10 protein-coding genes and 1 pseudogene are annotated in these 13,731 nt (G+C 65.2%); 8 read left to right on the top strand and 3 right to left on the bottom strand.

What is annotated here, in order from left to right; translation table 11 throughout:
- The first annotated feature begins 169 nt into the window (after window positions 1-169).
- The 5 genes from CJU94_RS23095 to CJU94_RS23075 all read left to right on the top strand — a co-directional run bounded on the left by CJU94_RS23095 (window position 170) and on the right by CJU94_RS23075 (window position 7,323).
- A complete protein-coding gene (locus CJU94_RS23095) occupies window positions 170-3,748 on the top strand; it encodes a response regulator (RefSeq protein ID WP_095422754.1) in 3,579 nt (1,192 codons plus the stop codon).
- A 45-nt stretch (window positions 3,749-3,793) separates the two neighbouring features.
- Window positions 3,794-4,639, top strand: coding sequence for a CheR family methyltransferase (locus CJU94_RS23090; RefSeq protein ID WP_095421003.1), 846 nt, complete (start codon window positions 3,794-3,796; stop codon window positions 4,637-4,639).
- 10 nt (window positions 4,640-4,649) lie between these two features.
- The gene (locus CJU94_RS23085) at window positions 4,650-5,276 is read left to right on the top strand and encodes a chemotaxis protein CheB (RefSeq protein ID WP_095421002.1); all 627 of its coding nucleotides are present in this window, start codon (window positions 4,650-4,652) and stop codon (window positions 5,274-5,276) included.
- Window positions 5,277-5,285: 9 nt separating this feature from the next.
- Window positions 5,286-6,413, top strand: coding sequence for a hybrid sensor histidine kinase/response regulator (locus CJU94_RS23080; RefSeq protein WP_095421001.1), 1,128 nt, complete (start codon window positions 5,286-5,288; stop codon window positions 6,411-6,413).
- Between the two features lie 91 nt (window positions 6,414-6,504).
- Entirely contained in the window at window positions 6,505-7,323 is an 819-nt protein-coding gene (locus CJU94_RS23075; RefSeq protein WP_095421000.1) for a helix-turn-helix transcriptional regulator, read from the top strand.
- A 92-nt stretch (window positions 7,324-7,415) separates the two neighbouring features.
- Here CJU94_RS23075 and CJU94_RS23070 read toward each other — a convergent pair whose 3' ends face one another.
- The gene (locus tag CJU94_RS23070; protein WP_095420999.1) at window positions 7,416-8,357 is read right to left on the bottom strand and encodes a LysR family transcriptional regulator; all 942 of its coding nucleotides are present in this window, start codon (window positions 8,355-8,357) and stop codon (window positions 7,416-7,418) included.
- Window positions 8,358-8,596: 239 nt separating this feature from the next.
- Between CJU94_RS23070 and CJU94_RS23065 the strand changes: the two are divergent.
- From CJU94_RS23065 to CJU94_RS23055, 3 genes and pseudogenes are all read left to right on the top strand, one after another.
- A pseudogene (locus CJU94_RS23065) lies at window positions 8,597-9,794 on the top strand (amino acid aminotransferase).
- Window positions 9,795-9,838: 44 nt separating this feature from the next.
- On the top strand, window positions 9,839-10,630 hold the full coding sequence (locus tag CJU94_RS23060; protein WP_095420998.1) for a class II aldolase/adducin family protein: 792 nt from the start codon (window positions 9,839-9,841) through the stop codon (window positions 10,628-10,630).
- Between the two features lie 4 nt (window positions 10,631-10,634).
- Complete coding sequence (locus CJU94_RS23055; protein WP_095420997.1) at window positions 10,635-11,618, top strand: 2-dehydropantoate 2-reductase; 984 nt, start codon at window positions 10,635-10,637, stop codon at window positions 11,616-11,618.
- 57 nt (window positions 11,619-11,675) lie between these two features.
- Here CJU94_RS23055 and CJU94_RS23050 read toward each other — a convergent pair whose 3' ends face one another.
- Window positions 11,676-11,867, bottom strand: coding sequence for a hypothetical protein (locus tag CJU94_RS23050; RefSeq protein WP_095420996.1), 192 nt, complete (start codon window positions 11,865-11,867; stop codon window positions 11,676-11,678).
- Window positions 11,868-11,885: 18 nt separating this feature from the next.
- Window positions 11,886-13,631 (bottom strand): FAD-dependent oxidoreductase, encoded by a 1,746-nt coding sequence (locus tag CJU94_RS23045; protein ID WP_095420995.1) that lies wholly within the window; start codon window positions 13,629-13,631, stop codon window positions 11,886-11,888.
- Window positions 13,632-13,731: the final 100 nt, after the last annotated feature.

Here is a 13,731-nt window from a genome sequence, read left to right as displayed (position 1 = left end):
GTGAGTCGGCAACAGCCCCGCCCAGCAAGCCTAAAACGGCATGCGAGCATCTCAAAAAGAACACCCATCCTGTATGATTACGCCCGTCGAAGCGCGACAAAATGAATCGCTCAAAATATCCGAAAAATATTCCGAATCGACTCGATTCGCCCAGCCGAAGACAGAAAAAATGACCGCATCTCAGGCCGTCGACCAGAATCGTTTTCGCAGCATCATTCGACGTAACATTGCGTTGCCTTTGGGTGTCGGCCTGGTAACGATGGCTGTGTTCGTTGGGCTGATTGCTTATCTGGTCTCGACCATGAACTGGGCCGAGCACTCCGAGCGCGTGATCGGCCAGGCCAATGAAATGCTGCGCCTCGCGGTCGACCGCGAGTCTTCGATGCGAGGCTTCCTGATCACGGGCGACGAGAGTTTCCTCACGCCGTATGAAGAAGGCGGCCCGCGCTTCAAAACCCAGATCGAGGCCTTGCGGGAACTGGTCTCCGACAACCCGCCGCAAGTCGAAAAGCTCAAGCAGATCGAGGCGATCCAGCAACGCTGGAGCAACTTTGCCGAGCAGATGATCGACGCGCGCCGGCGTAATCAGGACTTCGAAAGCGCCGTGGCGAGCGGTCGCGGCAAGATCGAATTCGATGAAACGCGCCGTGAATTCGGCGATTTTCTCGATGTCGAATTGCGCCTGCGCCAGGAACGCGCCGAGGCGACGCGCCGCGTCACCACCACGCTGGTGAGCGTGTTTCTGCTCTTCAGCCTGAGCGTGAGCGGCCTGCTCGCGTGGATGGGGCGACGCGAACTGACGAGCCTGTCGTCCACCTACGACGCCGCGCTGCGGCAGCAGGCCGACCAGACCGACATGCTGCAGGAGCAGGTGTGGTTGCGCTCGGGGCAACGTCTGCTTGCCGAAAAGGTGGTCGGTCAGGCGACCTCGCTGCTGGTGGGCCGCGCGATGCTCGATTTCCTCGCGCAGTATCTGGGTGTCGTCGTTGCCGCGCTGTACGTGCGCGACAAACGGCATGGCACGCTGCGCCGCATCGCGACCTACGGTTTCAGCCGTGAAAGCGAACAGGGCGCGGCGCGCAGTTTCGAAGAAGGCGAGACGCTGATCGGCCAGGCGGCGGCCGCGCGCCGCACGCTGGTCTTGCGCGATGTGCCGGCGAATTATGTGCAGGTGGTGTCGGCGACCGGCAAGAGCGCGCCGAAGAACCTGCTCATCATGCCGATCGAAAACGACGGCGAGGTCAACGGCGTCGTCGAACTGGGCTTTGTGCGTGAACTGGCGCCGCGCGACCAGGAGTTCATGGAACTGATCGCGAATAGCATGGGCGACTTCGTCGAGGCGGCGTTGTATCGCGAGCGTCTGCAGGACGCGCTGGCCGAAACGCAGCAGTTGAACGAAGAGCTGCAGGTTCAGCAGGAAGAACTGCGCGTCTCCAACGAGGGACTCGAAGAACGCGGCCGCGCGTTGATGGAATCGCAAACGCGGCTGGAGGCGCAACAGGCGGAGCTCGAGCAGACCAACGTGCAGCTGGAAGAATATGCGCAGCGTCTCGAGCGGCAAAAGTCCGATCTGCTGCGCGCGCAGGCGGACCTCGCGGCCAACGCGGAGCGCCTCGAACAGTCGAGCCGCTACAAGTCCGAATTCCTCGCCAACATGTCGCACGAACTGCGCACACCGCTGAACAGTTCGCTGATTCTCGCGAAGCTCTTGCAGCAGAACCGCACCGGCAATCTGACCGAAGAACAGGTGCGCTACGCGGAGACGATTCACGCCTCCAACAGCGACCTGCTGGTGCTGATCAACGACATTCTCGATCTGTCGAAGGTCGAAGCCGGACAGGTCACGGTCGAACTCGAAACGGTGTCGATCGACGCGACCCTTCAGGCGCTGGAGGAAATGTTCAAGCCGATGGCCGGCGCCAAACATTTGCGCCTGGCGTTCGAACGCCTGCCGGGCACGCCGGATACGTTCATCACCGACGGCCAGCGCGTCACCCAGATTCTGCGCAACCTGCTCTCGAACGCAGTGAAATTCACCGAACACGGCGAGGTGGCGCTCTCGGTCGCACCCGTTGAAGGCGACATGCTGCGCATCGACGTGCGCGACTCCGGCATCGGCATCGCGCCGGACAAGCTGGACATGATCTTCGAAGCGTTCCAGCAGGCGGACGGCTCGACTAGTCGTCAATACGGCGGGAGCGGTCTGGGCCTGTCGATTTCGCGCGAGTTTTCGCGCCTGCTGGGCGGCAGGATCACCGTTGCCAGCGAGCTCGGCAAGGGCAGTGTGTTTTCGCTGTGGTTGCCGCTCGACGCTCAGGCAGCGTTGAGCGCAAGTGCCGACGCTCACGCGCCCGTACTCGGATCGGCCGTGCCGCCGGCCGGCGCGCAGACGGGGGCCGGATCGACGGCGGAGCCGCTGCTGACGCGGCCGCCTTCGAGCGCCGACACGCCCGCGGTGATCACGCCCGCGAATGGCCTCGTGAACGGCCTCGGCGGCGACCTCGCGACGGGCAATGGGCCCGACACCCCGATCGGCCCGATTGCCGACGACCGCGACCACCGCACGCGTGCCGGCCGTCTGATCGTGGCCGTGGAAGACGATGTGGCCTTCGCCGAAATCCTGCGCGATCTGACCCATGAACTGGACTTCGATTTCGTTCACGCCAGCGACGCCGCCAGCGGCCTCGCGCTGGTGCGCGACATGCGCCCGGCGGCGGTGCTGCTCGATGTCGGCTTGCCGGACCGCTCCGGCCTCACCGTGCTGGAGTGGCTGAAGAACGATCCGCTCACGCGGCATATTCCGATTCATATCGTCTCGGCCACGGATCACGCCGACAAGGCACTGCATCTTGGCGCCATCGGCTATACGCTCAAGCCGACGGCGCGCAGCACGATGGAAGCCGCGATCCGCCGCCTCGAAGCGCGCCTGCAGCAGCGTCTGAAACGCGTGCTGGTGATCGAGGACGATGCGCCGATGCGCGAAAGCATCCGTGCGCTCCTGCAAAGCGAGAACACCGAGATCGTTGCGGTTGCAACTTTGGCGGAAGCGCTCGAATATCTGGCGAAGGTCTCGTTCGACTGCGTGGTGACCGATCTCGCGCTGCCCGACGGCACCGGCTACGACCTGCTCGAACGCCTCGCGACGAACACCGCGCATGTCTCGCTGCCTGTCATCGTGTACACCGGCCGCATGCTCTCCGACGACGAAGAGCACCGCCTGCGCCGCTATTCGAAATCGATCATCATCAAAGGGGCGAAGTCGCCCGAGCGTCTGCTCGACGAAGTCACGCTGTTCCTGCACAGCGTCGAGTCGTCGCTCGCGCCCGAGCAGCAGCGCATGCTGCGCACGGTGCGTCAGCGCGACAATGCCTTCGAGGGCCGCACGATCCTGCTGGCCGAAGACGACGTGCGCAATATTTTCGCGCTCTCGCACGTGCTGGAGCCGCTCGGTGCGAAACTGCAGATTGCGCGCAACGGCCGCGAAGCGCTCGACGCGCTGGAAAACGGTCCCGAAGTGCATCTGATCCTGATGGATATCATGATGCCGGAGATGGACGGCTTGACCGCGATGGGCGAGATTCGCCGCGATCCGCGTTTTGCTCACTTGCCGATCATCGCGCTGACCGCGAAGGCGATGGCGAACGACCGCACCCGCTGCCTCGAAGCCGGCGCGGACGATTACGTCTCCAAGCCGATCGACGTGGACAAGCTGGTCGCGCTGTGCCGCGTGTGGTTGCGGCAACGCTAGCCATGGAACGGGAACCTGTCAGCGGGTACGCATGAGCGAGTGCCAATGAGCCAGTCCGAATTCGACGCGCCGCAACGCCTCAGCGATTTCGACATCGAGTTGAAATTGCTGCTGGAGGCGATTTATCTCAAGTATCAGCACGACTTCCGTCACTATGCGATGTCGTCGCTGCGGCGCCGCCTGTCCCAGGCGCTCGACGAGTTCGGGCTCAAGACGCTGTCGCAGTTGCAGGACCGCATCATGCGCGACGGCGAGGAGTTCTCGCGGCTGTTTCAGTACCTCACGGTCCAGGTGAGCGACATGTTTCGCGATCCGGCGTATTTCCTTGCGCTGCGCGAGCATGTTCTGCCGCGTTTGCGCACCTATCCGTCGATCAAGGTGTGGGTGGCGGGATGCAGCACCGGCGAGGAACTGTGGTCGCTGAAAATTCTCTTCGACGAAGAGGGTCTGACCGAGCGCACGCTGTTCTACGCGACCGACATCAGCCCGGACGCACTCGCGCGCGCCGAGTCCGGCATCTACGCGCTCGACCGGATTCAGGGCTTCACGCAGAACTACCTGGCCGCGGGCGGCAAGCGTTCACTGTCCGACTACTACCACGCTGCCTATGGCGGCGCGCGCTTTGCGGGCTCGTTAAAAGGGCGCGTGGTATTCGCCGACCACAGCCTCTCCACCGACGAAGTCTTTCTCGAAGCGCATCTGGTATCGTGCCGCAACGTGCTGATCTATTTCGATCGCGGTTTGCAGGATCGCGCGCTGGGTCTGTTCGAAAACGCGCTCGTGCGGCGCGGTTTTCTGGGCTTGGGCAGTAAGGAAAGCTTACGTTTTTCCCGTCATTACGAAGCGTTCGACGAGTTCCGCCCGGGCGAACGCATTTATCAGAAGCGCTAGCGGGTTCATCATGCCACGCTCACCTGTCCAGTCCGCCGCCGATCCCCAACCGCGCGCCGAAGCGGCGCGCGGCTACGAGCTGGTCGTGCTCGGCGGCTCGGCGGGCGGCATCGAAGCGCTGAACGTGCTGCTCGGCGGGCTGCCCGCGGACTTTGCGCCGGCCGTCATGATCGTCACGCACCTGCCGCCCGATTCACCCAGCTATCTGGTGGGCGCGTTCGCGCACCGCTGCGCGTTGCCGGTGCTCGAGCCCGATGCGGGCGAACGCATCATGCCGGGTCGCGTGCACATCGCGCCGCCGGGCTATCACATGCTGGTGGAGGTGGACCGCACCGTCGCGCTATCCACCGACGCCGCCGTGCGTTTTTCGCGGCCTTCGATCGACGTGCTGTTCGAGTCGGCCGCCGCCGTGTATGGCGAACGCCTGCTGGCGATCCTGTTATCCGGCGCCAACGACGACGGCGCGCAGGGATTGAAGCGGGTGCGCGCGCTGGGCGGCACCACCTGGGTGCAGGCGCCGGACACCGCCAGCTCGCCTGAAATGCCGCGTGCCGCGATTGAGCGCGGCGCGGCCGAATTTATTTACTCTCCTGAAACCATGGCCCAGCGGCTTGCCGCTTTACCGGCCTCTTTCTGATCCGATGCCATGACGAATTCACCCGTGAACATTCTGATCGTCGACGACATCGTCCACAACATCACGGCGCTCGAGGCCTTGCTGGCGCGGCCGGATCTCACCGTGCTGGTCGCCGATTCGGGCACGGCGGCGCTCGACCTGCTGCTCAAGCACGAAGTCGCGCTGGCGATCCTCGACGTCAACATGCCAGGCATGAACGGTTTCGAACTCGCTGCGCTGATGCGTGGCAGTCCGCGCACCTCGCACGTGCCGATCATCTTTCTGACGGCGACCGCGCAGGACGCTTCGCGTACCTTTCGCGGCTATGAGGCCGGCGCGGTCGACTTCCTCTACAAGCCGTTCGATCCGCGCATTCTGCAATCCAAAGTCGACGTGTTCGTGCAGCTCGAACAGCAGAAGCGGCAACTCGCGGCGCAGCTCGTCACCACGCGGCAGATGCTGGAAGCCAACGAGATGCTGATGGCGGTGCTGAGTCACGATTTGCGCACGCCGCTCGGCGCGGTGCTGGCGTCGGCGGAATACCTGATGCGCACGGCGGCCGACGAACAGTCGGCCACCGTCGCCACGCGCGTGAAGAACAGTTCGCTGCGCATGGCCCGCATGGTCGATCAGTTGCTCAATCTCGCCCGTCTGCAAGGCGGCCGTTTGCCGTTGCAGCCGCGCTCGATCGAGCTGGCGGCGCTGTGCCGGTCGGTGATCGACGAGTTCGCGTCGCGCGAGAACGGCAAGCAGATCGTGTTCGCGAGCCGCGGCAATACGGCGGGCGCGTGGGACACGGACCTCGTCTGGCAGGCCGTGTCGAACCTGGTGAGCAACGCGCTGCACCACGGCGCGCCGGGTGGCGATATCGGCGTCGAGGTGGACGGCGAAGCGGTCGATTCGGTGCGCCTGAAGGTCGCCAATCGCGGGACCATTCCGTCCGAGGTGTTTCCGCATCTGTTCAAGGCCTTTGGGCCGAACAACAGCGGAGCACGCTCGCGCGAGGGGCTGGGGCTCGGCCTGCATATCGTGCAGGAGATCGCGCGCATGCACGGCGGCAAGGTCAGCGTGAATTCCGACGAAGCCACGGGTACGGTCTTTACGATTGAGCTGCCGAGAATGGTGACGTTTCAGCGGGGATCGTTTACCCGGAAGTAAGCGCGCTCGTCCGGGGTGCTGAAAACGGCTCGCACGCTGCCCTGTGCTACGCTTGCCGGACCGAACCCCAGCACGGCAACCGATCCCCATCATGCGTTCCTGGCGCATTACTCCACCGCACCGCAGCGCACAGATCAGCACCTCGCGCGCGAGCGAACTCGTCATGTCGATCTCGCACGCGGATGCCGACGCGCTGGCCGCAAGCATGCTGAAAACGGTCGGCGATACGCTGCCGGTTTCGCAGTGCACCATCTTCGCCTATGAGTTCGGCGCGAGGCCGCGCACGGTTTCCGCTGCCGATCATCGCGGCGGCCGCTTTCTGCGCGACATCGCCGATCGCTACGCCACGCATTTCCATACGCTCGACGGCAATCGCGCGATCATCAGCCGGCCGCACGAAAAACAGGCTCGCGACGCATTGGTGCTGCACCAGCAGCGGAGCGACGAGATCGAAAACGAAGCCTATCGCGCGGCCTGCTACGCGCAGCCGAATGTCTCCGACCGGCTGTCGCTGCTCGTGCAACCCATGGAAAGCGTCTGGCTGTCGATCAATCTGTACCGCGACCGCGCCTATGGCACGTTTGAACCGGGCGAACTGGAGCGTGTGGAAAGCCTCGCGCCCCTGTTCGCGCACGCGGCCAGGGGCCATTACGCGCTGAACGGACAGCATCAGCAAGGCCCGGCCGCCGCGATGCTGGCGCGCGTCAGGCGTGCTTGCCCGGCACTCACGCCGCGCGAACTCGACGTGCTGCGCGGCACGCTCGAAGGCGCGAGCGCCGCTGAAATCGCCCAGCGCATGGGCGTCAAGCCCGCCAGTGTGATCACGTATCAGAAGCGCGCTTACGCGCGACTGGGCATATCGAGCCAACGCCAGTTGTTCGCGTTGTGCATGCTGCCCGAGCGCGCCTGAGCCGGCAGGCGCAGCCGCCGTGCCTCATACGCGCCTCGTAGAGGCTCGTCATGCGCCCGTCGTGCGCCACTCATGCGCCACTCCCGCGCCACTCATACGCGCCTTGACCGCGCATCGGCCTGCGTGTCGCGATCCCAGCGTTTCAGCCACGGCATGATGAAATCCGCGAAACCATCGGCGGGCGGCGACAGCGCGCGCTCGGTGGAGCGATACACGCACACCTCGCGGATCGTTTCGGGGTCGACAATCCGCTTCATGACCAGCCCGAAGCTGCGCGCCAATGGCGCGACGTAGGCGGGCGCGAGCGTGACGGCCAGCCCCTGCGCGGCGAGGCCGAACGCCGTGGTGACGTTGTCCACCACGTCCACGGGGATGATGCGCGCCTCCACCGGCAGGTTCGCCAGCATCTGCCCGACAGCGCGCTCGTGGTCGCGGCCGGTGGCGATGATCGGCACGCCGCGCAAGTGCGGCCATTGCACGCGGCGGCGCGCGTTCAGCGGATGGCTCGCCGCGCACCACATCACCCAGGGGCTCGCGAACGCCGGATCGCACCGCACGCGTGCGCCGCTCTGCCGGTCCGGGCCGATCGCGAGGTCCACGTCGCCGCTTTCCACGCGCTCCACCAGTTGCTCGACCACGGTGTCGCAAATGCGGACCACCACCTTCGGTTTGTCGCGCGCATAGTCGGCGATGGCCGCGGGCAGCGCGGTCGCCGCCAATACCAGCGGGGCGCCGATCCGCACGATGCCGGCGGCGCGGTTGCGGATATCGTCGGCGGATTGCGCGGCGGCGCGCACATGGCGCAACACCGATTCCGCCGACGACAGAAAGTCCTGGCCCGCGCTCGACAGATTCACACGCCGCGTGGTGCGGTCGAACAGACGAAAGCCGAGTTCCGTTTCGAGGTCGCCCAGCAACTGGCTGACCGCCGACGAAGTCAGGCCGAGCCGCTCCGCCGCCGCGCCGATGCTATGCAAATCGACGATGGCGAGAAACGCTTCGAACTGACGGATGGTGACGCGTGTGAGTGGCATCAGGCGATTCTAAAGAAAAACTTACGAATCGTGAAAAATCGATTGATTGTGTACTGCGGGCCGTTCGCGGAGACTTGTCCCAATCGACGCACGCAGCCAAAGCCGCTTAGACTTCCGTCTCGCCGTGCCGTGAGCGGGCGGCCAAGCAAGCCGCCACGAGAAAACCGGCTCACGCCGGGCGGTCGTCACACCATAGCGCCAAACCGAGGCCGCAGCGAGGCCACCTTCAAGGATTCACCATGTTCGAGCACATTCCCGCTTATCCAGGCGACCCGATTCTGAGCCTGAACGAAGACTTTCAACTCGACCCCCGGTCGAACAAGGTCAATCTGAGCATCGGCATCTACTTCGACGACGCCGGCAAGCTGCCGGTCATGGACGCCGTGCGTCGGGCCGAAACCGCGCTGCTCGACTCGATCGGCCCGCGCTCGTATCTGCCGATGGCGGGCCTGCCGCTCTATCGCGATGCGGCGCAGGCACTCGTATTCGGCGCGGACAGCGAGGCACGCAAGGCGGGACGGATCGCGACGTTGCAAACCATCGGCGGATCGGGCGCGCTCAAGGTCGGCGCCGACTTCCTGAAGCGCTATTTTCCGGGCTCGCAGATCTGGATCAGCGACCCGAGCTGGGAGAACCATCGCGTCGTGTTCGAGGGCGCGGGGCTGACAGTCAACACCTATCCGTACTACGACGAACACACGGGCGGCTTGCGTTTTGCCGACATGATCGAGACGATCGACCGTTTGCCGGAGCAAAGCGTGGTGCTGCTGCACGCCTGCTGCCATAACCCGACCGGCGTCGATCTGAGCCCGGCGCAATGGGCGGAACTGGTGCCGGTATTGCAGCGCCGCAAGCTGATCGCCTTCGTCGATATGGCGTATCAGGGTTTTGGCGCGGGTCTGCAGGAAGACGCCGCCTGCGTGCGCCTGCTGGCCGACGCAGGCATTCCGTTGATCGCCGCGAATTCGTTTTCGAAGAATTTCTCGTTGTACGGCGAGCGCGTCGGCGCGTTGAGCGTGGTCTGCAAGAGCGCGGAAGAGGCCGGCCGCGTGCTCGGGCAATTGATGTCGACGGTGCGCGCGAATTACAGCAATCCGCCCACGCACGGCGCACGGCTCGTCGCCAACGTGCTGGCGGATGCGTCGTTGCGCGCTTCATGGGAAGCGGAACTCGCCGCCATGCGCGAGCGGATTCTCGCCATGCGCGGCACGATCCACGCCGGACTGGCCGGCCGTGTGGATGAAGTGATGCGCGCGCTACGTCGCGCAACGCGGCATGTTCACGTATACGGGGCTGAGCGAAAGCCAGGTGGAGCGCCTGCGCAATGAATACGCGGTGTACGTGCTGCGCTCCGGGCGCATGTGCGTGGCCGGGCTGAACGCGCGCAACGCGGATTACGTGGCGTCGTCGATCGCGGCCGTGGTGTCGGACGCCTGAGCGCGACTCTTTCGATCAACAGAACGATAACAAGGAAGCCGCAGATGACCACTCTCGACATACAGGCGCCGGGCGCGCCGAAGACCCACGCGATGCATCCGGACGAATGGCGGGCGCGCGTGCAACTCGCGGCGTGCTACCGCATTTTCGACATGCTCGGCTGGACCGAGATGATCTACAACCACATCACGTTGCGCATTCCCGCCAGTGTGAACGGCGGCGAGCGGCAGTTCCTGATCAATCCGTTCGGGCTGCACTATAGCGAAGTGACGGCGAGCAACCTCGTGAAGATCGATGCGCGGGGCCGCGTGCTCGATCACTCGCCGTATCCGGTGAATCCGGCCGGTTTCGTCGTGCATGCGGCGATTCACGAAGGCTTGCCGGACGCGCACTGCGTGATGCACACGCACACCACGGCGGGCGTCGCCGTGGCCTGTCTGGAAGACGGTTTGCAGCAGACCAACTTTTACAGCGCACAATTGCACGGCCGCATTGCGTATCACGATTTCGAGGGCATCACGGTGCACGCGGAAGAAGGCCCGCGCCTGCTCGAACATATCGGCGACCGGCAGGCGGTGATCCTGCGCAATCATGGCCTGCTTGCGTGGGGCCACACCTTGCCGCAAACTTTCGCGATCCTGTGGACGCTGAACCGGGCCTGCGAAATCCAGATGGCGACCTTCGCGATGGGCCGCGCGCGGCCGGTGCCGGAAGAGGTCGCGATTCGCTGTTCGCGCGACGCGCTGCAGTTCGATCCGCGTCACGGCGCGGGGCAGGACGTGTTCGACGCACTGGTGCGGCGAGTGGACCGCATCGACGCGAGTTATAAGGATTGAAACGATGAAAGTAGCTATCTACGGCGCCGGCGCAATCGGCGGCTGGATGGGGGTGAAGCTCGCCCAGGCCGGCCACGCGGTGAGCGTGGTGGCGCGCGGCGAAACGCTCGCCGCGCTGCGGGAGCACGGCCTGCGTCTGATCGAAGGTGGCGTGACCCATGGCGTGAAGGTGAACGCGAGCGACGAGCCCGCGGATCTCGGCGTGCAGGATCTCGTCGTGGTCGCCGTGAAGGGGCCGGCCATGGCGTCGGTGGCCGCGCGGATCGCGCCGTTGCTCGGCGCGCAGACCATCGTGCTGACCGCGATGAACGGCGTGCCGTGGTGGTTCTGCGACGGGCTCGGCCGGGACTTCGCCTGCAAGCGCCTGAAGTCGATCGATCCCGACGGTGCGATCGCCGCCGCGATCCCGGGCACGCAGACCGTGGGTTGCGTGGTGCACGCCAGCTGCCTCGTCGAGGCCCCGGGCGTGATCCGGCATCATCAGGGCAATGGGCTGATTATCGGCGAGGCGGCGGGGCCGTCGGGCGAGCGCGTCGCGTCGCTCACGGCCACGCTCGCGGCGGCCGGCTTCAATGCGTCGATGTCGGCGCAGATTCAGCGCGACGTCTGGTACAAGCTGTGGGGCAACATGACGATGAACCCGATCAGCGCCATCACCGGCGCGACCACCGACCGGATTCTCAGCGACGAGCTGGCGCGCAACTTCGTGACGAGCATCATGCTGGAGGCCAAGGAGATCGGCGCGCGTTTCGGGATTCCGATCGAACAGGAGCCAGCGGACCGCCACGAGGTCACGCTCAAACTCGGCGCGATGAAAACCTCGATGCTGCAGGACGTACAGGCGGGTAAAGCGGTCGAACTCGACGCGCTGGTGGCCGCCGTTCGTGAGCTCGGACAACTGACCGGCGTTGCCACCCCGTACACGGATGCGTTGCTCGGTCTTGCGCGCCTGCATGCGAGCACGCTGGGCTTATATCCGAAGCAATGACATCCGCCAGCAGGAAAAGCCGCCGCGCCATACCCGGCGCGGCGGCTTTTTTTCGCCTTATGCAGTCACCGCGGTCGCGGCCGGCAGGCGTGCCGCTTCGATCAACGACAACGCCCGCTGCGGGTCGTCGAGTTCGGTCAGGCACAGCATGGCGAGGCGGGCCAGATATAACGGCGCCTGTGGTTCGCCTTCGTTCGTGAGGGTCTTGCACAGCGTGGTGTAGACCAGGTCGAGATCGCTATCGGTCATGAAGTGAGTCTCCGTGAGTCAGATCGTCAGCGCGGCGCTGATGGCGCGCTGCGTGTCCGCTGCGCTGCCGTCGCGCCAGCGGGCGAGTACGTGGCCATCTGGCCGGATCAGATAGACCGTGCCGGGCGTGGCGTCGAACATGTCGTGCAGACGGCCGGCGTGATCGAGCACCGTCGGGCGGGCGGCCTGTGAAGTCTTGTCCGCAGCGAGCGTGATGGCTTTGAACGGAATGCCTTGTCGGGTCAGCGTGGCTTGCAGTTCCTGCCATGCATGCTCTTGCGCGGGGTCGGCGTGCGCGCCGAAGCGCAGCGCCGTGAAGCACGGTTCGAGCAGATCCGTGAGATGGATATCGACGCTCGAGCCGTTGTCCATGCGTTTGAGCCGGCACTCCGGCAACACGGCGCCGGGCGCCGGGCCCCGGCTGAACGAACCGGCCGGGTCGGCGGCGGCCTCGTTCAGCGGCGAGCGCGTGTAGGCGATTGCATGCGTCTGCCGTGGATTGATCAGCGCACGCACGGCGGCGTGCCGCCCGGCGAGACCGAGCACGGCCTCGCGCATCAGCGTGAAGGCGAACGAAGGCGGTGCCATGAATTCCGTGCTCTTCATGCCGTAGCTCAGGTTCTCACGCGCCGCGAACACGCGCTCGTCGCTGTAGCTGTCGAGCAGATGCGGCGAAGCCACCCCGTTCACCACGCAAGCCAGTTTCCAGCCGAGGTTGTCCGCGTCGTCGATACCGGAATTGGCGCCGCGCACGCCGAAGATCGGCACGAGATGCGCGGCGTCGCCCGCGAACAGCACCCGGCCATGCCGGTAGCGTTCGAGCGTCAACGCGTTGGCCTTGTAGACGGTGATCCAGATCGGCGACCATTCGCCCGTCTCGCCCATCGAGTCGAGTACGCTCTGCACACGCGGCAAGACGTTCTCCGGCTTGACGGCGGCTTCCGGGTCTTCGTCGTCGCGAAGCTGGTAGTCGATACGCCAGACGTTATCAGGCTGTTTGTGCACCAGCACCGTCGAGCCGGGATTGGAGGGCGGATCGAAATAGGCGAGACGCTCGGTGGCGCGCGTGCTGTTCAGGTCGATATCCACGATCACGTAGCGGCCTTCGTACGTGGTGCCGGTGAGCTTGAGACCGAGCGCCTCGCGAATCGTGCTGCGACCGCCGTCGCAGGCGACGACCCAGTCGGCGTGCATGCGCCACGCGGTGTTACCGGTGCGCAGCGCGAGCGTCGCGCCGGCCGCGCGGACTGGCTCGCCGCGACTGTCTTGCGCCGGGCCCTGTTCGAGGCCGGTCACGCGAGTCTGCCAGCGCACCTCGATCAGGTCGGCATGCCGTTCCACCTCGTCGAGCAGCAACTGTTCGATCTGGTATTGCGCGATGTTGATCATCGGCGGCAGCGATTGTTCGTCGTCGTGATGCATGGCGAAGCGGAACACTTCGGCATCGCGATAGAAGCTGCGGCCGCCCGCCCACGGCAAGCCTTTTTGCAGGAAGCCTTGCACCACGCCGAGGCGTTTGAAAATCTCGAGGCTGCGCCGCGAAATGCAGATCGCGCGGCTGCCGGTGCAGACGCTGTCGTCGGCTTCGATCAGCACCGAGCGCACGCCCTGGCGAGCCAGCGCGAGCGCCAGCGTCATGCCGACCGGGCCGCCGCCGACGATCGCCACCGGCCGCCTGAGCGGGTCGCACCCGTCGACCAGCGGTGGCACTACGCCTTCGTGGCGACGCGGCGAGAATGGATAGGGTTTGAAGGGGCGGTTCATGCGCGTCTCCTGAATCTTCGCTACCGGGATTGCCCGCCGGGGCTATCTGGCTCTTCGCGGGCGGTGCGAATCGATAACGCAGTATGAAGGAGGGCGCGCG

Source organism: Paraburkholderia aromaticivorans (genome assembly GCF_002278075.1).
GTDB lineage: Bacteria > Pseudomonadota > Gammaproteobacteria > Burkholderiales > Burkholderiaceae > Paraburkholderia > Paraburkholderia aromaticivorans.
This window is presented reverse-complemented; position numbering and strand designations above follow the sequence as displayed.

Coding starts and splice junctions, on each gene's coding strand:
- CJU94_RS23095 (WP_095422754.1), top strand. CDS start 170: ATGACCGCATCTCAGGCCGTCGACCAGAATCGTTTTCGCAGCATCATT.
- CJU94_RS23090 (WP_095421003.1), top strand. CDS start 3,794: ATGAGCCAGTCCGAATTCGACGCGCCGCAACGCCTCAGCGATTTCGAC.
- CJU94_RS23085 (WP_095421002.1), top strand. CDS start 4,650: ATGCCACGCTCACCTGTCCAGTCCGCCGCCGATCCCCAACCGCGCGCC.
- CJU94_RS23080 (WP_095421001.1), top strand. CDS start 5,286: ATGACGAATTCACCCGTGAACATTCTGATCGTCGACGACATCGTCCAC.
- CJU94_RS23075 (WP_095421000.1), top strand. CDS start 6,505: ATGCGTTCCTGGCGCATTACTCCACCGCACCGCAGCGCACAGATCAGC.
- CJU94_RS23070 (WP_095420999.1), bottom strand. CDS start 8,357: ATGCCACTCACACGCGTCACCATCCGTCAGTTCGAAGCGTTTCTCGCC.
- CJU94_RS23060 (WP_095420998.1), top strand. CDS start 9,839: ATGACCACTCTCGACATACAGGCGCCGGGCGCGCCGAAGACCCACGCG.
- CJU94_RS23055 (WP_095420997.1), top strand. CDS start 10,635: ATGAAAGTAGCTATCTACGGCGCCGGCGCAATCGGCGGCTGGATGGGG.
- CJU94_RS23050 (WP_095420996.1), bottom strand. CDS start 11,867: ATGACCGATAGCGATCTCGACCTGGTCTACACCACGCTGTGCAAGACC.
- CJU94_RS23045 (WP_095420995.1), bottom strand. CDS start 13,631: ATGAACCGCCCCTTCAAACCCTATCCATTCTCGCCGCGTCGCCACGAA.